The sequence below is a fragment of the Actinoallomurus sp. NPDC052274 genome, from assembly GCF_040679475.1.
GTDB lineage: Bacteria > Actinomycetota > Actinomycetes > Streptosporangiales > Streptosporangiaceae > Actinoallomurus > Actinoallomurus liliacearum.
Map to the genome: position 1 here is coordinate 55031 of NZ_JBFAUT010000035.1, position 21060 is coordinate 76090.

At 70.5% G+C, this 21060-nt stretch carries 23 protein-coding genes; 7 read left to right on the top strand and 16 right to left on the bottom strand.

The genetic code is table 11. From position 1 onward, the window contains the following. Positions 1-189 precede the first annotated feature (189 nt). Both AB0K82_RS26955 and AB0K82_RS26960 read left to right on the top strand, forming a co-directional pair. On the top strand, positions 190-1968 hold the full coding sequence (locus tag AB0K82_RS26955; protein WP_364401929.1) for an ABC transporter ATP-binding protein: 1779 nt from the start codon (positions 190-192) through the stop codon (positions 1966-1968). Then, on the top strand, positions 1965-3779 hold the full coding sequence (locus AB0K82_RS26960; RefSeq protein ID WP_364401932.1) for an ABC transporter ATP-binding protein: 1815 nt from the start codon (positions 1965-1967) through the stop codon (positions 3777-3779). The genes AB0K82_RS26955 and AB0K82_RS26960 overlap by 4 nt, the downstream gene beginning before the upstream one ends. Before the next feature lie 271 nt (positions 3780-4050). Here AB0K82_RS26960 and AB0K82_RS26965 read toward each other — a convergent pair whose 3' ends face one another. Further along, positions 4051-4494, bottom strand: coding sequence for a lamin tail domain-containing protein (locus AB0K82_RS26965; RefSeq protein ID WP_364401935.1), 444 nt, complete (start codon positions 4492-4494; stop codon positions 4051-4053). Between the two features lie 154 nt (positions 4495-4648). Here AB0K82_RS26965 and AB0K82_RS26970 point away from each other — a divergent pair, with 154 nt between their 5' ends. Then, positions 4649-5512: a hypothetical protein gene (locus AB0K82_RS26970; protein WP_364401937.1), complete on the top strand. Its 864-nt coding sequence runs from the start codon at positions 4649-4651 to the stop codon at positions 5510-5512. A gap of 9 nt (positions 5513-5521) precedes the next feature. Here AB0K82_RS26970 and AB0K82_RS26975 read toward each other — a convergent pair whose 3' ends face one another. After that, positions 5522-5722: a DUF4236 domain-containing protein gene (locus AB0K82_RS26975; RefSeq protein ID WP_364401940.1), complete on the bottom strand. Its 201-nt coding sequence runs from the start codon at positions 5720-5722 to the stop codon at positions 5522-5524. 248 nt (positions 5723-5970) lie between these two features. On the opposite strand from AB0K82_RS26975, the gene AB0K82_RS26980 reads away from it, so the two are divergent. Both AB0K82_RS26980 and AB0K82_RS26985 read left to right on the top strand, forming a co-directional pair. Continuing rightward, a complete protein-coding gene (locus tag AB0K82_RS26980) occupies positions 5971-6564 on the top strand; it encodes an RNA polymerase sigma factor (RefSeq protein ID WP_364401943.1) in 594 nt (197 codons plus the stop codon). 2 nt (positions 6565-6566) lie between these two features. Further along, entirely contained in the window at positions 6567-7223 is a 657-nt protein-coding gene (locus tag AB0K82_RS26985) for a hypothetical protein (RefSeq protein WP_364401945.1), read from the top strand. A gap of 317 nt (positions 7224-7540) precedes the next feature. Here AB0K82_RS26985 and AB0K82_RS26990 read toward each other — a convergent pair whose 3' ends face one another. The 8 genes from AB0K82_RS26990 to msrA all read right to left on the bottom strand — a co-directional run bounded on the left by AB0K82_RS26990 (position 7541) and on the right by msrA (position 12207). Next, positions 7541-7990, bottom strand: coding sequence for a GNAT family protein (locus AB0K82_RS26990; RefSeq protein WP_364401948.1), 450 nt, complete (start codon positions 7988-7990; stop codon positions 7541-7543). Continuing rightward, the gene (locus AB0K82_RS26995) at positions 7965-8807 is read right to left on the bottom strand and encodes a helix-turn-helix domain-containing protein (RefSeq protein WP_364401951.1); all 843 of its coding nucleotides are present in this window, start codon (positions 8805-8807) and stop codon (positions 7965-7967) included. Before AB0K82_RS26995 ends, AB0K82_RS26990 begins: the two co-directional genes overlap by 26 nt. Before the next feature lie 150 nt (positions 8808-8957). Continuing rightward, positions 8958-9191 (bottom strand): hypothetical protein, encoded by a 234-nt coding sequence (locus AB0K82_RS27000; protein WP_364401953.1) that lies wholly within the window; start codon positions 9189-9191, stop codon positions 8958-8960. Beyond that, positions 9191-9412, bottom strand: coding sequence for a hypothetical protein (locus AB0K82_RS27005; RefSeq protein WP_364401956.1), 222 nt, complete (start codon positions 9410-9412; stop codon positions 9191-9193). Before AB0K82_RS27005 ends, AB0K82_RS27000 begins: the two co-directional genes overlap by 1 nt. Then, positions 9412-9714, bottom strand: a complete 303-nt coding sequence (locus AB0K82_RS27010; RefSeq protein WP_364401959.1) for a hypothetical protein — start codon at positions 9712-9714, stop codon at positions 9412-9414. Before AB0K82_RS27010 ends, AB0K82_RS27005 begins: the two co-directional genes overlap by 1 nt. Before the next feature lie 76 nt (positions 9715-9790). Beyond that, entirely contained in the window at positions 9791-11008 is a 1218-nt protein-coding gene (locus AB0K82_RS27015) for a helix-turn-helix transcriptional regulator (protein WP_364401962.1), read from the bottom strand. Positions 11009-11028: 20 nt separating this feature from the next. After that, positions 11029-11547 carry a flavoprotein gene (locus tag AB0K82_RS27020; RefSeq protein ID WP_364401965.1) on the bottom strand — a complete coding sequence of 173 codons (519 nt, stop codon included), beginning with the start codon at positions 11545-11547 and terminating at the stop codon, positions 11029-11031. 3 nt (positions 11548-11550) lie between these two features. Beyond that, positions 11551-12207, bottom strand: a complete 657-nt coding sequence (gene msrA / locus AB0K82_RS27025; RefSeq protein ID WP_364401967.1) for a peptide-methionine (S)-S-oxide reductase MsrA — start codon at positions 12205-12207, stop codon at positions 11551-11553. 103 nt (positions 12208-12310) lie between these two features. Here msrA and rarD point away from each other — a divergent pair, with 103 nt between their 5' ends. Further along, the gene (gene rarD / locus AB0K82_RS27030; protein ID WP_364401970.1) at positions 12311-13216 is read left to right on the top strand and encodes an EamA family transporter RarD; all 906 of its coding nucleotides are present in this window, start codon (positions 12311-12313) and stop codon (positions 13214-13216) included. Between the two features lies 1 nt (position 13217). Here rarD and AB0K82_RS27035 read toward each other — a convergent pair whose 3' ends face one another. From AB0K82_RS27035 to AB0K82_RS27045, 3 genes are all read right to left on the bottom strand, one after another. Then, the gene (locus AB0K82_RS27035) at positions 13218-14102 is read right to left on the bottom strand and encodes a trypsin-like serine protease (protein WP_364401973.1); all 885 of its coding nucleotides are present in this window, start codon (positions 14100-14102) and stop codon (positions 13218-13220) included. Between the two features lie 58 nt (positions 14103-14160). Further along, a complete protein-coding gene (locus tag AB0K82_RS27040; protein ID WP_364401976.1) occupies positions 14161-15066 on the bottom strand; it encodes a hypothetical protein in 906 nt (301 codons plus the stop codon). A 93-nt stretch (positions 15067-15159) separates the two neighbouring features. Next, positions 15160-16065 carry a trypsin-like serine protease gene (locus tag AB0K82_RS27045; RefSeq protein WP_364401978.1) on the bottom strand — a complete coding sequence of 302 codons (906 nt, stop codon included), beginning with the start codon at positions 16063-16065 and terminating at the stop codon, positions 15160-15162. 184 nt (positions 16066-16249) lie between these two features. Here AB0K82_RS27045 and AB0K82_RS27050 point away from each other — a divergent pair, with 184 nt between their 5' ends. Next, the gene (locus AB0K82_RS27050) at positions 16250-16807 is read left to right on the top strand and encodes a hypothetical protein (RefSeq protein WP_364401981.1); all 558 of its coding nucleotides are present in this window, start codon (positions 16250-16252) and stop codon (positions 16805-16807) included. Positions 16808-16918: 111 nt separating this feature from the next. On the opposite strand, the gene AB0K82_RS27055 is transcribed toward AB0K82_RS27050, so the two are convergent. The 3 genes from AB0K82_RS27055 to AB0K82_RS27065 are packed head-to-tail and all read right to left on the bottom strand — an operon-like array spanning position 16919 to position 21037. Beyond that, the gene (locus AB0K82_RS27055) at positions 16919-17914 is read right to left on the bottom strand and encodes a polyprenyl synthetase family protein (protein ID WP_364401984.1); all 996 of its coding nucleotides are present in this window, start codon (positions 17912-17914) and stop codon (positions 16919-16921) included. Positions 17915-17930: 16 nt separating this feature from the next. Beyond that, entirely contained in the window at positions 17931-19478 is a 1548-nt protein-coding gene (gene nuoN, locus AB0K82_RS27060) for an NADH-quinone oxidoreductase subunit NuoN (RefSeq protein ID WP_364402017.1), read from the bottom strand. A gap of 11 nt (positions 19479-19489) precedes the next feature. Next, positions 19490-21037, bottom strand: a complete 1548-nt coding sequence (locus tag AB0K82_RS27065) for an NADH-quinone oxidoreductase subunit M (protein ID WP_364401986.1) — start codon at positions 21035-21037, stop codon at positions 19490-19492. Between the last annotated feature and the right edge of the window lie 23 nt (positions 21038-21060).

Below are 21060 nucleotides of genomic sequence, written 5' to 3' on the forward strand. Positions count from 1 at the left end.
GTCGGCCACCCCACGCGGTCGATCAGCCCACCTCGCACGATATGCCCTGGCGGAAATTCCGTTGCCCGCCGTGGCCGCCCTCTGTTGTACTCCCCGCGTACGAGCAGTCGACCGAGGAGATGGTCATGCGCCCTGCGTACGTGTCCACCCAGCAGGCAATCGCCACCTACGCGAAGGACACGACGCCACGTGCGACCATCGACCCGACCGGCGCGGGCAGACGCCGGTAAGCAGACCTCATCGACCACCGTCCTGGGCTGCCTCCGCCCGGGACCTCGCGCGACCACGGCCCTGGTCGCCGCCGTCACGGCGGCGACCGCGCTGCCGCTCGCCGCGCCGCAGCTCACCCGGCGTTTCGTCGACGACGCCATCGGCGGCGCGAGCACCCGCCATCTGGTGTTCGTCGCCGTCGGCTACCTGGCCCTCACCGTCGCCGGGCAGGGCGCCCGTGCCCTCACCGCCTGGCTGGCGAGCCGGCTGGCCTGGGACGGCACCAACCGCCTCCGGGAGAGGCTGGCCGAGCACGCGCTCGGCCTCGACCTGGGCTTCCATCGGCGGCGTACGCCCGGCGAGCTGATCGAACGGGTCGACGGCGACGTCGTCGCCATCGCCGAGTTCGTCGTCGCCTTCCTGCTGGACGTCGTCGCCGGCGTCCTGCTCCTGGCGGGCGTGCTCGTCGTCATGCTGTCCGTGGAGCCGCGCGTCGGCGCCCTGCTCCTCGCGTACTGCGCGGCGATCGGGTTCGCGATGGCCCAGGCGCAGCGGCTGGCCGTGCCGGCGGCCGCGCGGTCCCGCGCGAGGTACGCCGCGTTGTTCGGCGACATCGAGGAGCGGCTGGCCGGCCTCGAGGACCTCCGCGCGAACGGCGCCGGCGAGCACGCCGTGCGCCGGGTGCATCAGGCCAGTGGCCGGAAGTACCGCGCGGAGTTCCGGTCCGAGCGCATCGGCAGCGGCCTGCTCGCGGGCACGTCGGTGGCCTTCGCGGCGGGCACCGCGCTGGTGCTCGCGCTGGCCGCGTGGGCCCGCCAGTCCGGGACGCTCACCGTCGGCACGGCCGTGCTGCTGTTCCAGTACACGCAGATGGTGCGGACACCGTTCGAGCGGTTGCTCGACCAGTTGCGGCAGTACCAGGCGGCCCTCGCCGGCGTCGCCCGCGTCCGGGATCTGCTGGCCGAACGCCGTACGCTGCCGGAGCCCGCCGACCCGCAACCGCTGCCGGCGTCCGGCCCGCTCGGGCTACGGCTCGACCGCGTCGACTTCGCGTACGCCGACGACGACGCGCCGGTCCTGTCCGGAATCGACCTGACGCTGGCGCCGGGCGAGACCCTCGGCCTGGTCGGCCGTACGGGCAGCGGCAAGACCACCATCGCCCGGCTCGTCCTGCGCCTGTACGACCCGACCGGCGGCGTCGTACGGGTCGGCGGGGTGGACCTGCGGACCGCCGACCCGGCCTCCGTACGGCGGCGGATCGGCGTGGTCACCCAGGACGTGCAGTTGTTCACCGCGAGCGTGCGGGACAACCTGACGCTGTTCCGGCCGGGGCTCGCCGACGACCGGCGGCTGCGCGAGATCCTCGCCGAGGTCGGCATGGGCGCGTGGCTGGCCGCCCTGCCCGACGGCCTCGACACCGAGCTGGGGGGCGACGCGGTCGGCGTGTCCGCCGGTGAGGCGCAGCTCCTGGCGTTCGCCCGGACGCTGCTCACCGACCCGGGGCTCGTGGTGCTGGACGAGGCGTCCAGCCGGCTCGACCCGGCGACCGAACGGCGCATCGAGGAGGTCGTCGACCGGCTCCTCGCCGACCGTACCGGCGTGCTCATCGCGCACCGGCTGTCCTCCCTGGCGCGGGTGGACGTCGTCGCGGTGGTCGACGGCGGCCGGATCGTCGAGTCCGGCCGCCGGGAGGAACTGGCGGCCGACCCCGGCAGCCGGTTCGCGCGGCTGCTGAGCGCGGCGGGGGTGGCGCGATGAGGCCCGTACCGACCGTGATGGCCGGCCTCGCCCGCTCCTCCGGGCTGGGCCGGTACATGCTCGGCGGCCTGCTGTGGCTGCCGACGTACCTGTTCCCCATCGGCGGCGGTCTGCTGCTGAAGCGGCTGTTCGACCAGCTCAGCGGGCACCGGGCCGCCGATCTTCGGGAGGCGCTGTGGCTCTGCGCCGCGTTCGTCGGGCTGGAGGTGGTCCGCGGTCTGAACCTCGTCACCGCGTGGGCGTACGGGGTGTACTGGTGGGAGGCCGCGGCGACCACGCTGCGCGTCAACGTGCTGCGCTCGATCCTCACCGCCCGCGGTACCGCCGCGACCCGGCTGCCGCACTCGTCGGGTGAGGCGCTGGCCCGGCTGCGCGACGACGTGGACGACCTCGTCCAGGTCACCGACGACCTGGTGGACCTGACCGGAACCGCGCTGTTCGGCGGCACCGCGCTGGTGATCATGGCCACGATCGACCCCGTCGTGACGCTGGCGCTCGCGGCGCCGATGCTCGCCGCCGGCGTGCTCAGCCGGCTGCTCGGCACGGTGATCCGGCGGCTGCACCGTCGCGCCCGGCGGCTGGGCGCGGTCGTGACGGCCCACATCGGCGACGCGTTCGCGGGCATCCTGGCGGTCAAGACGGCCGGCGCCGAGGACGCGGTGCTGGCACGGCTCCGCGCGCACAACCGCCGGCGGCGGGACGCCGCCGTCCGGGACCGGCTGGCGAGCGACCTGCTGGAGACGGTGACGGGCGCGACCGTGGAGATCGGCATGGGCCTCGTCCTGCTCGTCGCCGCCCCCGCGATGCACCACGGGACGTTCACCGTGGGCGACCTGGCGCTCTTCACCGGCTACCTCGGCTGGCTGACCGCGCTGCCGCGCTCCCTCGGCACGTTCCTGTACCGCCTGCCGCAGGGCGCCGTCGCCGCCGAACGCCTCGGCCGGCTCATGGCGCCGCACGAGGACGTCCACGACCTGGCGCGGCCGAGCGGCGTCTGGTTCCGCCGGGAGCCGCCACCGGTCCGGACGCCACCGCCGCACCCCGACCCGCTGGAGGTCGTCGAGGGCCGCGGACTGACCGTGCGGTACGGCGGCGGCCGCGGCCTGGACGCCGTCGACCTGCGGATCGAACGCGGCTCGTTCACCGTGCTCACCGGAGCCGTCGGGGCCGGCAAGACCACCCTCGTACGGGCGCTGCTCGGGCTCGTGCCGCTGGACGCCGGGACGATCGCCTGGAACGGCCGGCCCGTCGACGACCCGGGAACGTACCTGGTCCCCGGCCGGGTCGCGTACGCGAGCCAGCTCCCCCGGCTGTTCTCCGACTCGCTCGGGGAGAACCTCCTGCTCGGCGCGGCCGACGACCGGCTCACCACCGCGCTCGAGCTCGCGGCCTTCGACGCGGACGTGGCGGACATGCCGGACGGCCTCGAGACGGTCGTCGGTTCCCGGGGCGTACGGCTGTCCGGTGGCCAGGCGCAACGGGCCACGGCCGCCCGGGCCCTCGTACGGGCGCCGGACCTGCTCGTCGTCGACGACCTGTCCTCCGCGCTGGACGTCGAGACCGAACGGCTGCTGTGGGAACGGCTCGCCCGCGCCGCCCGGGACGGCCGCGGACCGGCGACGCTGCTGGTCGTCTCGCACCGCCGGGCGGCTCTCGAACGAGCCGACCGGATCGTGGTGCTCGACCGCGGCCGCGTCGTCGGTCAGGGCCGGCTCGATCGGCTGCTGGCGGACTGCCCGGAGATGCGCCGGCTGTGGACGGGCGGCTCCCTCGCCGAGGCCGAGGAGCAGCCGGACCCCACCATCCGCTGATCCGGGCGGTGGGTCGCGGGGCCGCCGAGAACGGACGGCAACCGAGGACGGCGGGTCACCGAACGGACGGCAACCGAGGACGGCAGGTCACCGAGAACGGACAGTGGATCCCGCGGCGAGGGCGGCGGGCCGGGCAGGTGCGCCGTGAGGTCGAGCTGGTGCACGCCCGCCTCCACCGCCAGCGTCGCCAGTATCGCAGCGCCCGGAGCGTTGATCACTGGCGTTCGGTGCGGATAGAGCGCCGTGACCGCCAGTGATCAGTCGACTCGTCTCAGCAGTAACGGGAGCTCCCCGACGAGCCCCAGGAGCACTTGTCGATCAACGTGCCGGAGGAGCTGCGGAGGTAGGCGGTGTCGCCGGTGTTGTTCCAGACGTAGGCCCGCCGGCCCCAGTAGCGGTTCTTGGTCGTGTCGGTGCCCCTGCCGGTGTGGACGTAGACGATCTTCCGGGCACCCAGCCGGAAACTGCCGAACGTGTAGGTGTAGCCGGTCCGGTCGCGCAGTTTCCAGCCGGTGAGGGACCGTGAAGTCGAGCCACGGTTGATGATCTGGACCCACTCGGCGTTCAGGCTCGCGTTGCTCCGGTTATCGGAGCCCGGCGAGTCGTAGTAGACCCGATAGATCTGAACGGACGAGGCCGCCTGGGCGGGAACCGCCGAGAACAGGGTGGCCGCTACGAACGCTGCCGTCATTCCGGCGATGTGACGTGACTTCATGGCGTGATCATAGTTTTACGTCCTGAAAACATCCGCTATGACCGGCCAGTAGGAAATGGCCCGATAAGGCCCAATCGAAGGGGCAACCACGGCCACCTGACCCGCGTCGCAGTCGGAGCGGACAGGCCGCTCGGTCAGGTCATAGGCTCAGGGGATGGTCTGGAGTCTGTTCGGAGCGATCGCCGCCGCGATCTGTTTCGGCACCGCGAGCGTGCTGCAAGCCCTCGCCGCGCGCACGACACCGACGGGTGCGGGCGTCGATCCGCGGCTGCTGGTCCGCCTCATCCGGCGGCTCCCGTTCCTGGTCGGCACGGCACTCGACCTGCTCGGCTTCGTGGCCGAACTGGCGGCGCTGCGGTCGCTGCCGCTGTTCGTCGTGCAGGCTGTGATCGCCGCCAACCTGGCCGTCACCGCGGTCGTCGCCGCCTGGGTCCTGCACTTCAGGCTGTCCGGCCGGGAGTGGACCGCGGTCGCCGCGGTCTGCGTCGGCCTGGCATTGCTCGGCCTGGCCGCCGGCCATGAGAATCCGGCATCGGTGAGCCTGGCGTTCAGACTCGCGCTGCTCGGCTGCGTCGTCGTGATGGGAGCGGCGGGCATGCTGGCCGGGCGCCTGCGCGGAGAGGCCCGGTCCGCGGTGCTCGGGTTCATCGCGGGCCTGGGGTTCGGCTTCGTCGCCATCGGCGCGCGGGTACTGGTGAGCCTGTCCCCGCTCGACCTCCTGTCCGACCCGGCGACGTACGTCGTGGCCGGTGGCGGCCTCTCGGCGTTCCTGTTCTTCGCGACCGCGCTGCAGCGCGGCGCGGTGACCACGACCACCGCCGCGATGGTCGTGGCCGAGACCGTCGTTCCGGCGCTGGTCGGGGTCGTCCTCCTCGGCGACGGCACCCGTCACGGGTACGCCTGGAGCGCCGTGCTGGGCTTCCTGATCGCTGTCGCGGGCACACTCGCCCTCGCCCGCTTCGGCGAGCCCGCCGCCGAAGCGGCGGAGACCACCCCTACACCGACGACCCTTCGCTGAGCTTCGCGATCACCGATGCTCGACGCGGTCTCGCCTGCGGGATTTGTTCTGCTTCCAGGACAGCGGGCCGGGCAGGTCGACTCGGTGCGCCCGAGAACGGGAGTTCCACGACCAGCGGCCGATTCTGATGCTCCAGGACGAGAAACCGTGCTCGGTGAAATTCAGGATCAGCGGTCCGAACTTCTGCCGCTTGCGGAACATCACGCCCATCGCCGCGCTCCCCTTCGTGCCTTGTAAGCAGGTGTGTCGGCAGGTGCCCGTTATGTCCTGAGTCAAACTTCTCGCATTTCACGCCGACAATCCGGCACCATGCCCGTCCTGGGTTTCCACCGCGCAGGTGTCCGGACCTCGAGGAAAGCAGCACCCACCCCAACCGGACAGCCTGCGAGCGGCCGGTCCGGGTAACGCCTCTCGGCTCTCACGCCAAGTAGGGATGAACCGGCAAGAGGAGTGACTGCATGAGCTGGCCCCAATCCGACGGTGCCTCCGATGAGGAGGGCATCGCCCGCATCGGGCACGATCCCGCGGCATTCGAGGCGTTCTACCGACGGCACATCGAGGCTATCGGAAGGTTCGTGGCGCGACGGGTGGATGATCCGCATACCGCCGCCGATCTGACCGCGGAGGTGTTCCTGGCGGTGATCGATTCAGCCCATTCCTACCGGCCTGGTGCGGGTAGCGAGATCGCCTGGCTGTACGGGGTGGCGCGCAACGTTGTCAGCGCCGAACGCCGCCGATCGGCCCGTGAGAGAGACGCGACCATGCGGATCGCCGGGCGGCGTCTGCTCGACAGCCTCGACATCGCGCGACTGGAGGAGCGTATCGACGCCGAGAGCACGGCACGGGCCGCTTACCGGGCTATCGCGGACCTGCCAGAAGGGACACGCGCCGTCCTGGAGCTGATCCGTATCGAGGGGCTGACGGTGACCGAGGCGGCGGCCGCCCTGGGCATCAGGCCGACCACCGCTCGAGTCCGTCTGCACCGAGCGAGGAAAGCCCTGGCGAAGGTCACTGCCGTCCATCATCACGCGCTCGCCTACGTCAAGGAGTAATCATGAAGACCTTCGAAGACCGGCTTCTGATGGAGCTGAAGAATGTCGTGGCCGCCCGCGTGCCGGCGGAGGGGGAACGACGGCCGGCGCGGCAGCCGACGTTCCGCCGCCGTTGGGGCATGGCCGGGGTCGCCGTGCTGGCCGCCGCCGGGGTCGCGGTCGGCCTTCCGATCGCGCTGGGCGAGAACGGGACCAAGGCGAACGCGGTGGAACGAGAGCCCGACGGGTCGATTCGCATCTACGTCCGAGACTTCCGGCACCCCGAAGTGATCGAACGCAAGCTGCGGGACTTCGGCGTGAAGTCGAACGTGACATTCCTCCCCGAGGGGAAAAACTGCAAGGAACCGCGCGCGGCTCTCATGCGGGACGATGATCCGCGCAGGTCATATCTGCTCCAGTGGGCGGATAACGCCCCCACGGGCGCGGATCAATACCTCCGGCTGGCCGCCAAGGCGATTAAGCCTGACGAGACGTTCGTCTTCACCCTGTGGTACGCCGAACAGGGCGAAACGGCGGCCAGTACGTCCGTGGGTGATCTGGCGACCGGACCCGTCCGACCGTGCCAGGTGGTCTCCGGCGGACCTGGATTCACACGAGGACCCGAGGGAGTGGGTGGCGTCACCGCCGGTGACCCCACGCCATCTCCCCGCGCCACCTGAGGACGGCCGGCGCAACTGCCGTTCTTCCTGACCCGTGCGGCCTCCGGCTCCTGACCGGACCGCGAGGACACCTGCGTACTCCCCGCGGAAAGAAAGCAGCCCCCCGGACCGGGGGGCTGCTGAGCCAGAGCGGCTCGCTGTCAGCGCGGACTCCCCCAGCCCGACCAGCACCGCACCCGCCGCGACCACACCCTGGGGAGTCCCGCGCAGGGGTGCCACCAGGGGTCTGCCTGTTCGTCGTCAACTCCGACGGATTGCCCTTGCTCGCGATACTCGGATAACCGGAACGGACCATCGAGCGTCACCGCCCGGCGGCGTCAGTGGCGCTTCCGCTCCCAATCGGCTCTGCTCAGCGCGTACTCGACCTCACCATGCTCGGAGCCCTCGATGGGTTCCAACCCGTCGGGGTGGAAGGTGCGCACCAGCGTCAGGCCGGCCTTCTCCATCACGCGCCGAGAGGCGGCATTGACCGTCATCGTCTCCGCGACCACGCGTTCCGCGCATGTCGAGGTCATCACGCCGGTCGCCGAATCGGGCCCGCTGATCGCTCGATGGGGTCGGGCGGCCCGTCCTGGGCGACCTACCGCATCCCACGGGTTTTTCCGGAGCTCGATGAGACGGTCCAGGCGCGACAGGACCGCGAGCCCACCGACGATGACGGGTGGCTGGCCGATGAGCGTACGGACCTCGATGACACCCTGGACGACTGCGGCCATCGCATCGCCCCCGAAGGTGACGCGGCTACCAGACACGAGTCCACCGATCATCAGGGGTCCAGGCGGCGAGGATCTCGCGGCCCCGGCCAACGTCCTGGGCCAGGTCCAGCGCGACGAACAGCGGATGCGCGAGAGGCCACTCAAGCGCGTTCGTCTCCAGGTTGATTCTCCCCTGCACGACCGCGGGCACGGGGGCAACGCGCACTGTGGCCCGTGCGTGCGCGGCGCCGCCGGCGATGCCGAGCAGAGTCGTCGCGCGCCGGACGACAGAGTGATCGGGCACGTAGAAATCGAGCACCTGATCAGAGCGAAACGCCAAGGGTGCACCGTAGGCGACCGCAGCAGCGGAGTCGGTCAACGCCCACCCGGACATGTGCTCGACGTCATCGAGGCCGAGTCGCAGCGGGGCGGTCAAGCTCGCCTCACCGGGCATCGGCGGCCGGGCGAGATAGGTCCGTGAAGTGGGCCATCGGTCGGCAACCTGCCAGAACAGCCGCGAACCGGTGACCGCGTTGCCAGGATCGATGAGGTTGTCCTCCCTTAGAGCGGCAAGGACGTCGGAGACCGTACTGGGTGATCGCCCCAGTTCGCGTGCCAGTTGGCGTACCACCACCGCTCGCTCGGGATGCATCAGCAGTGCTGTCGCGACCTCCAGCCCCGCCTTGCCGCTCAGTGCGCCGGTGCGCCCGGCCCGCTCTTTCACCGGCTCAACCTCGGCGTCGATGACGAGGCGGTCCGTACGGAGTGCCAGCCGACCCCGCAGGTCGAGGTAGCCCGCACGCCGGGATGTCAGCACCGCGCGCGCCTGCGGATTCCGGTCCTGTTCGCTGCCGCTGTGTGGGCCGGGACGGGCGGGATCTTTAGCCACCTCCCTTGGGGCGGGTCCCTAAGACCGGGGCACGACTCGGGAAGACACGGGCAGGCAAGCATGCCCGAGACCGCCAGCGAGCTTAGGTGCCCGCGGTCTCCCACCCCAAGGCAGGACACCGGCCAAAGATCCCGCCCACCCCTCCGTAGCTCACGGCCGCTCAGCCCCGACGCCGGGTACGGTCGCCGACGAGATGAACGCATGGAACTCCTCGGCGCTCATCTCATCGAACCGAACCAGAGCAGCCCCGAGGAACAGGAGCTGATCCGTGTCACGAGTCGCGGCATAGACCGGTTCCCCCTTCCACTGCCACAGGGGGATACCGTTCACGTCGTTCCCGACGCGCGCCCACCCGGAGAGACTGGGACTCGTCACGACGGTCATCACGCCCTTCCCTGTTCTGTCGTCGTGCCGACCAGGCATTCGCCGCCGGGGACGGGTTCGCCTAAGCGCGCCAGGAACTCCCGAGCGTGGTCCGGATACTTGCCGACGAGGATCTTGAGCTGTGTGACCTCGGCGATCCACGAGGTGCCCGGTCGGCGCATCCGGTCGACGGTGGCGTGGAAGTTGTGCACCGAGCGCATCAGCTCGTCCGGTGACGCCATCAGAACGCCGAATGAAGCGGTGGGGTGACGACGTGTTTGATCGCAGCCACCGCCCCGGCGATGTCGGACGCCGGGCAGATGCGCTCGCCCCAGCTCCAGTAGAAGGACAGAACCTCGCCCTCGTCGGGCATGATTTTGATGATCTCTGCCAGCCCCGCATGCGTCTTGGGGACGCAGGCCCGCACCCGCGTGGGGCCGAGCACGTCCGCACTCAGTCCCTCCACCCGGCAGGCCCGCGCCAAGCGGTCCGCGACCGTGTGCGCGTCCTCCGGGACCCCTGGCCGTATCGCCTCTGCTGTCATGACGTCGAGGGTGCCGCCGCCGGACGGATTCGAGCCGCACTGCGGTAAAGGTAAAGAGGCCGCAGTCGAGTGCGGGTCAGACGACGCCGGCCCGGCGCGCCAGTCCTCTCAGCTCGGGGGTGCTGGCGCGATGCTCTCGCCGGACGAGTTCGGTGAGCAGCGCGTTGGTACGCGCGTCGTACCGGATGAGTTCTGGCGAGACCCGCTCGGCCTTGAGCAGGGTGTGTACCGCGGCTGCGTCCTTCCGCTGTTGTCCATAGGCGCGCGCCAGGTCGAGCAGGACTTGAGCCCGTCGCCCCCGAAGACCAGGCCCCAGCCGCTGCACGTCGAGCGGTTCGCCCCGCGATAGCGCAAGCTTGGCATCGCCGAACGCTACGGCAGCCGATACCTCGTGGATGACGACGTTCGTCGGTCCGAACGCCGACCAGAAGTCATTGCGGTCCTGTCCGATCTGTTCCGCGATCCCTCGTGCCGTCCGGAGATGCCGGTCAGTGGTCGCTCTGTCGAAGCGCGCTGCCGCTGCCGTAGCCGCCGCGAGGTAGAGGCCCCCGCGAACGGAGAGCGCAGGAGGCTTGGCGCGTCGGCTCGAACCCGCCAGAGCCTCAGCCGCCCGGAGCACGAGGTCTTCCGCTCGGCTCGCATGCTTGAGGCCGATCAGGACGTATCCGAGCCGGTATGCGCTCACCGCCGCCAGGACGGGCCGCTCTGCCACTTCCGCTGCCGCGACGGAACGGTCCGCCGCCGCCCAGGCCAACTCCGGCTCACCGACCCGACTCAGTGTCATGGTGACCGAGTGGTAGACGAGCGCCCGCAGTGCGTCCGCCGTTCGGCGCTCCGCCGCAGGACACGACGCACGCGCTTCCTCTGCCGCGTCGATCAACCCCGGCAGCAGTCGTCCGGCGTCGTCGTAGCGCGCCGCCTGATACAGGCTGTTGGCACGGCGTACCTCGTGACGCAGCCACCGCAGACTCGGCCGGCGACCGCCGTTCGTCCGCGCGTTGATCACTCCGGGGAGCGCCCCGTACCGCGTCATGGCTTCGCGGATGCCCGCGACCGGCTCGTACTTCACCGTCTCCGTACCCGTCTCGCTTGGCGTGAGCTGACTGATGTCCACGCCGAGGATTTCGGCGAGCTGGACGAGGAGCGAGTGGCTGTCGATCGACCGCAGACCGCGCTCCACCTGGCTCAGCCAGCTTTCGGAACGCCCGACCAATTGGGCCAACGCGGCCTGGCTCAATCCTCGCCGCCGTCTCTGGCGGGCGATGCGACGACCGATCTCCGCGCGAGCGTCCACGCTGTGCCTTTCGCCAGGGGCTACGGTGCCCGAAGTGCGTCAAGCTCTGTGAGGATCTGGTCCCAGGGTGGCATACGGGCATCCGGCGGCGCAGACGGATCGAACAGCACCCGTACGCCCATCGAGCGCAACGCGTCGAGGTTGGGACCGAACGCCGCATGGCGGGCAAGCGCGTCCTTGAGCAGCGGAACCGCCACGATCGGGACACCGCATCCCGCCAACTCGCACAGCACACCGACCGCGAACGTGTCGGTGATGCCGGTCGCCCACTTGTTGATCGTGTTGAAGGTTGCCGGGGCGACGATCGCCGCGTCGGCCGGAGGCAGCGCCTTGGGCTCCCCCGGCATGCGCCACTCGCTCCGTACCGGCTCACTGGTCACCGAGGCGAGCCGGTCGGCATCGATGAAGCGCAGGCCCAGCGGAGTGGCGATCACGTAGACGCGCCATCCCGCCGCCTGCGCAAGGAGCACCAGGTCCTCAACACCAGAGGCCGCCGGAGCGGCACAGACCACGAGGTAGAGGACCCCGCGTGGGGTCACGCCCTACTCGGCGCGGGCGACGCCCACCGGGCAGGTCAGGCCGGTGCCGCCGACGCCGCAATAGCCGTTCGGGTTCTTGGCGTCCGACAAGTACTGCTGGTGGTAGTCCTCGGCGAAGTAGAACTCGCCGGCGGGGACGATCTCGGTGGTGATCTCGCCGTAGCCGGCGGCGTTCAGGACCTTCTGGTACGACTCGCGGGAGGCGAGGGCGGCGTCGCGCTCGGCGTCGTCGCGGTAGAAGATGACCGAGCGGTACTGCGTGCCGACGTCGTTGCCCTGGCGCATGCCCTGGGTCGGGTCGTGGCCCTCCCAGAACGCCTTGAGCAGTTGCTCGTAGGAGATCTTGGCCGGGTCGTACACGACGCGCACGGCCTCGGTGTGGCCGGTGCGGCCGGAGCAGACCTCTTCGTAGGTGGGGTTGGGGGTGTAGCCGCCGGCGTAGCCGACGGCCGTCGACACGACGCCGGGGATCTTCCAGAAGGCGCGCTCGACGCCCCAGAAGCAGCCCTCGCCGAACTCGGCGATCGCGGTGCCCGGCGGGTACGGCGGTGCGAGCGGGGTGCCGAGCACGGTGTGCCGCTCGGCGACCGGCATGGGGGTGTCGCGGCCCGGGAGGGCCTCTTCTGGGGTCACCATCGTCGTCTTTGCGAATCCGAACACCCTTGCAGGGTATCCCTCGGCGCAAACGGACCCCCGTCTGTGAAGCAGCGCTTGACATTACCGTGAAGCATCTACGCTAATTACGACTTGGTAGGATTCGGCCGTGGCTGATACCCGTCGTGGCATTCTGTCCGGCATCGCGGCGTACACGATGTGGGGGCTGTTCCCGCTCTACTGGCCGTTGCTCAAGCCGGCCGGGGCGCTGGAGATCCTCGCCCACCGCATGATCTGGTCGCTCGTGGCCGTCCTGGTGATCCTGGCCGTACGCCGGCACTGGACGTGGCTGCGGACCCTGGGGCTGCGGCGGATCCTGCTGCTGGCCCTCGCCGCACTGATCATCACGGTCAACTGGGGAACGTACATCTACGCGGTCAACAGCGGGCACACGATCGAGGCGGCCCTCGGCTACTTCATCAACCCGCTGGTCAGCGTCCTGCTCGGCGTCCTGGTCTTCCGCGAGCGGCTGCGGGCGTGGCAGTGGGCGGCGATCGGGGTCAGCGTGGTCGCCGTCGGGGTGCTCGCCGCGGACTACGGCCGGTTGCCGTGGATCGCGCTGCTGCTGGCCGGCAGCTTCGGCACGTACGGCCTGGTCAAGAAGTTCGCCGCGACCGGGTCGGCGGAGAGCCTGACGATCGAGACGGCGGTGCTGTTCGTGCCCGCGCTGGCGTACACGCTGCTCGCGCCGCACCAGACCTTCACCGGGCACGGAGCCGGGCACGTCACGCTGCTCGTCGGCGCGGGCGTGGTCACGGCGATCCCGCTGATGCTGTTCAACACCGCGGCGACGCGGGTGCCGCTGACCGTCATCGGCATGCTGCAGTACCTCGCGCCGGTCATCCAGTTCCTGATCGGCCTGCTGGTCCAGCACGAGGCGATGCCCGCGAGCCGGTGGGTCGGCTTCCTGCTGGTGTGGGCGGCCCTGGCGATGCTCACCGTGGACGGGCTGCGCGCGGCCCGGTCGAAGCGGCGCACGGCGCTCCGGCCCGAGCCGGTGGCCGAGGCCGCCTGAGTCAGGCCTCCTCGTCGGCCTTGGCGATCAGCTTGGAGACGTCGCCGTCGAAGAGGGCGCTGTAGGAACGCCAGTGGGTCGAGCCGCCCCGCTGATGGCCGCCGAGCGTCCCGATGACCATGCCGCTCTGGGTCCTCCTGTCGTACCGGACGATCCACGGACTGCCGCTGGTGCCGCCGTAGAAGCCCCTGCAGTCGAAGCCGACCTGGTACCGCGACAGCTTGAACGTCCGGTTGGCGCACCAGATGGGGCGGTCCGTCCGGTTGTGGGCCTTGACCGGGTACCCGATCACCGTCACCCGGTTGGTGAACCCCTGGCCGACCAGGAGCCGGTTCGAGCCGACGACGTCGGCGATGTGGCGGCCGCCGACCCTGCCTAGCGCCGCGAAGCCGAAGTCGAGGTCCCGGTCGCCGTGGCTCGTCCAGCGCGAGTCCAGCCAGGTCCGGCGGACGGGCCAGACGCCGTACGGGTGGGGCCGCGCGGTGCGGTACGCCGGGACGAACGCGATGTGCGTCGCGTAGGCGTGGTCGCTCGGGTCGTACAGGCAGTGGGCCGCCGTGAGGATGAGGTCCTTCTTCGACGTGTGGACGACGCTGGCGGTGCAGTAGTGGTCGCCGCGACCGTTGCGGTAGAAGAGCGCGCCGACGACCCGGCTGCCGCCGCCCGGCCTGGCCCGGGGGATTCCCGCGGGCGGTCCGGGCGCGTGGTCTCCCGACCGGGCCTCCGGCGGAGTCGCGGCCGCCATCCGGGAGACGGTCCAGTACGCGGCGTCCCACCCCGCCTCCGGTTCGACGTGGCTGACCGCGCGGATCCCCGCCACGTTCGCCGCGGCGACCGGCGCCGCCGTCGAGGACAGGGCCGCCGTCAGCAGCGCGCCTCGGAGCACCGCTAGGGGGTGTCCAGTGGATCTTGTTCGTGGCGAGCGGCGATCCACCGCACATCCCCTAGGCCTGGTCGTTCGCCGTGACGGCGAGGCGGCCGATGTCGTCGTCGAACAGGGGGCTGTAGGACCGCCAGTCGGTGTCGCCGCCCTTCTGGTAGCCGCCGATCACGCCGATCACGTAACCGCGCTGCGCCTGGTCGTCGTAGTCGGAGATCCACGGGCTGCCGCTCGTGCCGCCGGTGAAGCCGCCGCAGTCGAACCGGAGCTGAGCGTCGGCGTACCGGTACGTCGGGCCGGTGCAGCGGATCGGCCGGTCGCTCGGGTTGTTCGCCCGCGACGGGTAACCGATCACCGTGACGCGGTTGGCGTAACCCGTGTTGATCAGCAGTTCGTTCGCCCCGACGACGTCGGCGATGCGCCGGCCGTTCATCTCCTGCACGGCGGCGAACGCGACATCGGCGTCCTGGTCGCCGTGGTCGATCCAGCGCTGGTCGGCGACCATCAGCCACACCGGCCAGGTGCCGTACGGGCGGTGGCCACGGCTGTACTTCGGCACGAAGACGAGGTTCCGGTTCCACGCGTGGCCGCTCGGGCTGTACAGGCAGTGCGCCGCGGTGATCAGGAGGTTCCGTTTGGCGGAGCCGACCACGCTGGCGGTGCAGTAGTGCCGGCCGCTCCCGTTGCTGAGGAACAGCGCACCGACGACGCGGCTGCCGCCGGTGTAACCGGCCGCCGGCACGGCGTCGGGCGGGCCGGCCTGCCGCACCAGGCGTGCGTCGCGGGCGTCGACGGGCGTCGCGGTCGCCATCATCCGCTCGGTCCAGTAGGCCGCGCTGCGCGTTCCGGCGGTGCGGTCCACGAAGGTGACGGCGTGCACGGCGTGCCCGCCGGCGGCCGAGGCGCGCGGGAGCGGGGTGAGCGGCGTCAGGCCGGCCAGGACGGCACAGAGCAGTCGTGTGGTCTTCACCAGGGACCCACCCTCCGTGCGCACGCGTACACGAAGAGGAACTATTGCATCATCGCCGCGCCGCCGCCGGGTTTTCCCGAGCCGTGTCGCGATTCAGCCGTGCTTCTTGGCCGTCGCGAAGAGGTTGTTGACGTCCTTGTCGAAGACGGAGGCGTACGACCGCCACTCGTACTTGCCGCCCTCCTGGTAGCCGCCGATGACCCCGAGGACGTCGCCACGCCGGGTGGTGGTGTTGTAATTCTTGATCCATGGACTGCCGCTCGTGCCGCCGTAGAAGCCGTTGCAGTCGAAGTAGATCTGGTACTTGAACGCCTTGTGGGTGGTGACGTTGCAGTAGATCGGCTTGTCGACGGAGGAGTACTTCTTCATCGGGTACCCGATGACGCGGACGCGGTTCGTGTAGCCCTGGTTGATGACGAGCCGGTTGGCCCCGACCACGCTCGCGATGGCCTTGCCGTTCCGCGTGCCGACCACCGCGAAGCCGAAGTCGAGGTCCGGGTCGCGCTTCTTCTTCCAGCGCGAGTCGACGTACATGTACTTGACGGTCCACGCGCCGTACGGGCGGGCGCCCTTGGTCTTGCTGTAGCGCGGCACGAAGACGATGTTCTTCGCCCAGCCGTTGGTGCCGTACAGGCAGTGTCCGGCGGTGAGGATCAGGCTCTTCTTGGGCGTGCTGACGACGCTGGCGGTGCAGTAGTGGCTGCCGCTGCCGTTGCTGAGGAACAGCGCACCGACGACGGGGCTGCCGGTCCACGTCTTGGCGGTCGGCCGGCTGGAGGTTACGCCCATCTTGCCGCCGGTCGCCTGGGTCGGGCGTCCGTCGAGCGGTGTGGCCGCCGCCATCCGCTTCGGCGACCAGAAGGCGAGCGTGGCCGGGTCGGAGACGCCGTACGGATCGTCCGCCTGAACGCTGACCGAGGTGCCGCGCCCATGACCCGATCGTGCGACCGCCGGCCCCGCCAGCGCCACCAATGCCGCCGGGATCAGGACAATCGGCATGATCCGCGTCGCCCGCACCAGTCACCCCGTCCATCACAATTGCTAACACTGGCAAAGCGAACCCATAGCGTAGCCCTAACATCTCCACGCTTGATCAAGGTATGCAGTAACTTGCAGGTCCCGGAGTGGACTTGGCCCAGACCGGACATGGACCCGAGAGCCGTCAGGCTCCGAGGAGGAAGCAGTGCGACCAGCTCGTAAGGCCGTCGCGGCCGCCGTCGCGGCCGTAGCGGCGACCGGTCTGGGCGCGGCGCCCGCCGCCGCGGACGGCATCGCCGTCTCACCGCACTCGCCGCGTCCCGGGCAGCGAATCCACATCTCCGTCCCCGACTGCAGCGTCGGGCCGACGGCCCACATCGCCAAGTCCCCGGCGTTCACCCGCGACGTCGCCCTGTACGGGAAGGCGGACACCGGCGAGGGCGACCCGAGGATCAAGAAGGACCTGTCGCCGGGCAAGTACGCCATCGTCGCGTCCTGCGGAGCCGGCCGTACGGTCCACGGCGAGGTCGTGGTGACGGAGAGGGTCGGCAGGACCGGCCCGCACCCGTCGGTGCCGGTCGCGTCGCCGCCCGCGGAGCGGCACACCACGGCCCCACACCCGGCCGCGACCCTCAGTGCCACGCCCACCGCATCGCAGAGTCATGACGACTCGAAGCTGCCGTTCGTGGCGATCATCGCGGGCATGGCGGTGCTGCTGCTCGGCACCGCCGGCACGCTGCTCGTCCGCCGTCGCCGCGGCTGAGGGGCGCCGTCCGCCGCCGCCGCGCGCCGCCGCCGCGCGCGAGCGGCGGCGGACGGCGGCGGCGTCATGATGATCGCGAAGCGCTGTGACCGCCGCCGGTGGCTCGGCGGCCTACGCGGTGCGGGTGAGGACGAAGTCGCAGAGGGAGAGGAACGCCGCCCGCGCGGGGACGTCCGGCAGGGTCAGCAGCTCGGCGCGGGCCTCGTCGACCCACCGCCGCAGGTCCGCGCGGGCCCGGTCCATCGCCGGGTGGGCGCGCAGCAGGGCCAGGGCCTCGGCGTGCCGCGCGTCGTCGGTGAGGTCGGAGTCGAGCAGCTCGCGCAGCCGGGCGTCCTCGTCCGCCACCGAGCGCAGCACGTGCAGCACCGGCAGCGTACGGATGCCCTCGCGCAGGTCGGTGCCCGGCGTCTTGCCCGACTCCTCCGACTCCGAGGCGATGTCGAGGATGTCGTCGGACAGCTGGAACGCGATGCCGATCTTCTCGCAGGCCGAGGTGAGCGTCTCGACGATCTCCGGGCCGGCCCCCGCGAGCAGGGCGCCCAGTTGCGCGGACGCGGCGATCAGCGAGCCCGTCTTGCCCGCCATGACCTCGATGTAGTGGTCGAGCTGATCGGTGCCGGCGGCGGGGCCGGCGGTCTCCAGGATCTGCCCGCGCACGAGCCGGGCGAACGTCCGCGCCTGGATGCGCACCGCCTCCGGCCCGAGGTCGGCGAGGATGTCCGAGGCGCGGGCGAACAGGTAGTCGCCGGTGAGGATCGCGATGGTGTTGTTCCACCGGTTGTTGGCCGAGGCCTGGCCGCGGCGCATCACGGCCTCGTCCATCACGTCGTCGTGGTAGAGCGTCGCCAGGTGGGTCAGCTCCACCACGACCGCGACCGGTATGACCCCGGGCGCGGCCGGGTCGCCGAACTGCGCGGCCAGCAGCACCAGCATCGGCCGGAACCGCTTGCCGCCCGCGTCGGTGAGGTGCCGCGAGGCGTCGGTGATCAGTGCGTAGTCGCTCTGCACCGCGTCCCGCAGCGCCTCCTCGACCTCGGCCAGTCTCTCCTGGATGCCTGCTGCGAGTGTGTCATCGACGGCCGGAAGGCCCAGAAGGGCACTACTCACAGACTTCTCCCCAGTCTCAGCGGACGAACAGCTGATTTGCGGCCGACTGCGCCAGGTGCAGCGCGGGGCCGGGAATCACGCCGAGGACCAGGGTAACGAACGCCCCAACTGCGACCGCCGTCGCGGTCGTCGGGCTGAAGGCCACACTCGGCCCGTCCGCCAGCGGCTCGCTGAAGAACATCAGCACGATGACCCGGACGTAGAAGAACGCGGCGATGGCGGAGGACACCACACCGACGATCACCAGCGGCATCGCGCCGCCGGCCATCGCGGCCTGGAAGACCGCGAACTTCCCGGTGAACCCGCTGGTCAGCGGGATACCGGCGAACGCCAGCAGGAAGAAGGCGAACGTTCCGGCGACGAGCGGCTGACGCTTGCCCAGGCCCGCCCAGCGGGACAGGTGCCCGGCCTCGCCGCCCGCGTCCCGGACCATCGTGATGACCGCGAACGCCCCGACGGTGGTGAAGCCGTACGCCGCCAGGTAGAACAGCGTGCTGGACAGGCCCGCCTTGTTGGTGGCGATGACGCCGGTGAGCAGGAAGCCGCCATGCGCGATGGAGGAGTACGCCAGCATGCGCTTCACGTCGGTCTGCGTGATCGCGACGATCGCGCCGACCAGCATCGTGAGGATCGCGACGGCCCACATCATCGGCCGCCAGTCCCAGCGCAGCGTCTCCAGGCCGACGTAGAAGACCCGCAGCACACCGCCGACCGCGGCGACCAGGGTGCAGGAGGCCATCAGCGCGGTGATCGCCGTCGGGGCGCCCTGGTACACGTCCGGCTTCCACGCCTGGAACGGCGCGGCGCCCATCTTGAACAGCAGGCCGACCGCGAGCAGCGCGACGCCCGCGAGCAGCAGCGGCTCGGTGCCGCCCTGCTTGCTGATCGCCGCCGCGATGTCCGACAGCCGCACCGAGCCGGCGAAGCCGTACAGCAGCGCGGTGCCGTAGAGGAAGAACGCCGAGGAGAACGCGCCGAGCAGGAAGTACTTGACCGCGGCCTCCTGCGACAGCAGACGGCGGCGTCGCGCCAGACCGCACAGCAGGTACAGCGGCAGCGACATGACCTCCAGGGCCACGAACATCGTCAGCAGGTCGTTGGCGGCCGGGAAGATCAGCATGCCGCCGACCGCGAACAGCACCAGCGGGAAGACCTCGGTCTGCACGAGGCCCGCGACGAGGCTCTCGCGCTCCTCCGGGCTGCCGGGGACCGTGGAGGCCTGCGCCGTGAACGGGCTGTCCTCGTGCGTCCGCTCGGCGATCAGCAGCATCGACATCAGGGCGAGGACGAGGATCGTGCCCTGGATGAACAGGGTCGGTCCGTCGACGCCGACCGCGCCCATCGCCGCGACGTGGTGCGGCTGGTCGCCGAGGCCGAGCGCGATCGTCCAGGCGAACGCCCCGACCAGGCCGACGACCGAGACCAGCACCTGCAGCCCGTACCGCTGGGTACGGGGCGCGAGGGCCTCGACGAGCACACCGAGGCACGCCGCCCCGAGCACGATCAGGGTCGGAGCGAGCCGCCCGTACTCGATGTGGGGGGTCGGGATGTCCCCCGCCGCCATGTAGACGGGTGTCACTGGTGGCTTCCCTTCTCGGCGACCGTCGGCTTCGGGTCCTGCTTGTGGACCTGGACCAGGGTCTGCTTGACCGACGGGTTGATGGCGTCCAGCACCGGCTTCGGGTAGAAGCCGAGCGCGACGATGATCGCGATGATCGGCGCCACCACGATCAGCTCACGCTTGGACAGGTCGCTCATGCCCTTGACCGCCTCGGCGGTCGGGCCGTTCATCGTCCGCTGGTACATCCACAGGATGTAGATCGCGGCGAGGATGATGCCGACCGTCGCGATGACCGCGGGCACCTTGTAGCGGGAGAACGTGCCGACCAGGACCATGAACTCCGAGACGAAGCTCGACAGACCCGGCAGCGACAGACCGGACAGGCCCGCGACGAGGAAGGTGCCGGCCAGCAGCGGGGCGACCTTCTGCACGCCGCCGTACGCGTCGATGCGCGCCGACCCGCGACGGGAGATCATGAACCCGGCGAGCAGGAACAGCGCACCGGTCGAGAACCCGTGGTTGACCATGTACAGCGTCGCGCCGCTCTGGGCCGACGAGGTCATCGCGAAGATGCCCAGCGTGATGAAGCCGAAGTGGGACACCGACGTGTAGGCGATCAGGCGCTTGATGTCGACCTGGCCGATCGCGAGCACCGCGCCGTACACGATGCCGACCACCGACAGCGTCAGCACGACCGGCGTGAACCACTTCGAGGCGCCCGGGAACAGCTCCAGGCAGAACCGCAGCATCCCGAACGTGCCGACCTTGTCGAGCACGCCGACGATCAGCACGGCGGCGCCGGCCGGGGCCTGGCCCGCGGCGTCCGGCAGCCAGGTGTGGAACGGCACCAGCGGCGCCTTGATCGCGAAGGCGATGAAGAAGCCGAGGAACAGCCACTTGGCGGTGGTCGGCGCGATGTGCTGCACGATCTCCGGAGCGCGCAGCTCGTCGAACAGGAACGTGCCGTGGCCCAGGTTCGCCGACACGACGTACAGGCCGATCACCGCGGCGAGCATCAGCAGGCCGCCGAACAGCGAGTACAGCAGGAACTTGACCGCGGCGTACGAGCGCTGCGGCCCACCGTAGGACCCGATGATGAAGTACACCGGGATCAGCATCGCCTCGAAGAAGACGTAGAAGAGGAAGACGTCGGTCGCCGCGAAGACGCCGACCATCATCGCCTCGAGAGCGAGCAGCAGCGCGAAGTAGGTCTTGACCGACCGTTTCGGCGGGGCGTCGACCCCGCCCGAACGGCCCGACTCGTTCCAGGAGGCCAGCACGACCAGCGGAACGAGGATCGTCGACAGCAGGATCAGCACGAGGGCGACGCCGTCGACGCCGACCGCGTAGTGCACGCCGAACTGCTTGATCCACCAGTACTTCTCGGTGAACTGGAAACGCTTGCCGTTCGGATCGAACTGCACCGCCATGACGATGGACAGCACCGCCACGACGAGCGTGATGCCGAGCGCGACCTGCTTGGCCAGCGCGTCACGGCCCTTCGGCAGCAACGCGACGAGCAGTGCGCCGACGGCCGGGATCGCGATGAGGGCGGTCAGCATGAGGCCACCTTCCGGTGCGGCAG

Coding starts and splice junctions, on each gene's coding strand:
- AB0K82_RS26960 (WP_364401932.1), top strand. CDS start 1,965: ATGAGGCCCGTACCGACCGTGATGGCCGGCCTCGCCCGCTCCTCCGGG.
- AB0K82_RS26965 (WP_364401935.1), bottom strand. CDS start 4,494: ATGAAGTCACGTCACATCGCCGGAATGACGGCAGCGTTCGTAGCGGCC.
- AB0K82_RS26970 (WP_364401937.1), top strand. CDS start 4,649: ATGGTCTGGAGTCTGTTCGGAGCGATCGCCGCCGCGATCTGTTTCGGC.
- AB0K82_RS26975 (WP_364401940.1), bottom strand. CDS start 5,722: ATGGGCGTGATGTTCCGCAAGCGGCAGAAGTTCGGACCGCTGATCCTG.
- AB0K82_RS26980 (WP_364401943.1), top strand. CDS start 5,971: ATGAGCTGGCCCCAATCCGACGGTGCCTCCGATGAGGAGGGCATCGCC.
- AB0K82_RS26985 (WP_364401945.1), top strand. CDS start 6,567: ATGAAGACCTTCGAAGACCGGCTTCTGATGGAGCTGAAGAATGTCGTG.
- AB0K82_RS26990 (WP_364401948.1), bottom strand. CDS start 7,990: ATGATCGGTGGACTCGTGTCTGGTAGCCGCGTCACCTTCGGGGGCGAT.
- AB0K82_RS27000 (WP_364401953.1), bottom strand. CDS start 9,191: ATGACCGTCGTGACGAGTCCCAGTCTCTCCGGGTGGGCGCGCGTCGGG.
- AB0K82_RS27005 (WP_364401956.1), bottom strand. CDS start 9,412: ATGGCGTCACCGGACGAGCTGATGCGCTCGGTGCACAACTTCCACGCC.
- AB0K82_RS27010 (WP_364401959.1), bottom strand. CDS start 9,714: ATGACAGCAGAGGCGATACGGCCAGGGGTCCCGGAGGACGCGCACACG.
- AB0K82_RS27045 (WP_364401978.1), bottom strand. CDS start 16,065: ATGCCGATTGTCCTGATCCCGGCGGCATTGGTGGCGCTGGCGGGGCCG.
- nuoN (WP_364402017.1), bottom strand. CDS start 19,478: ATGGCGGCGGGGGACATCCCGACCCCCCACATCGAGTACGGGCGGCTC.
- AB0K82_RS27065 (WP_364401986.1), bottom strand. CDS start 21,037: ATGCTGACCGCCCTCATCGCGATCCCGGCCGTCGGCGCACTGCTCGTC.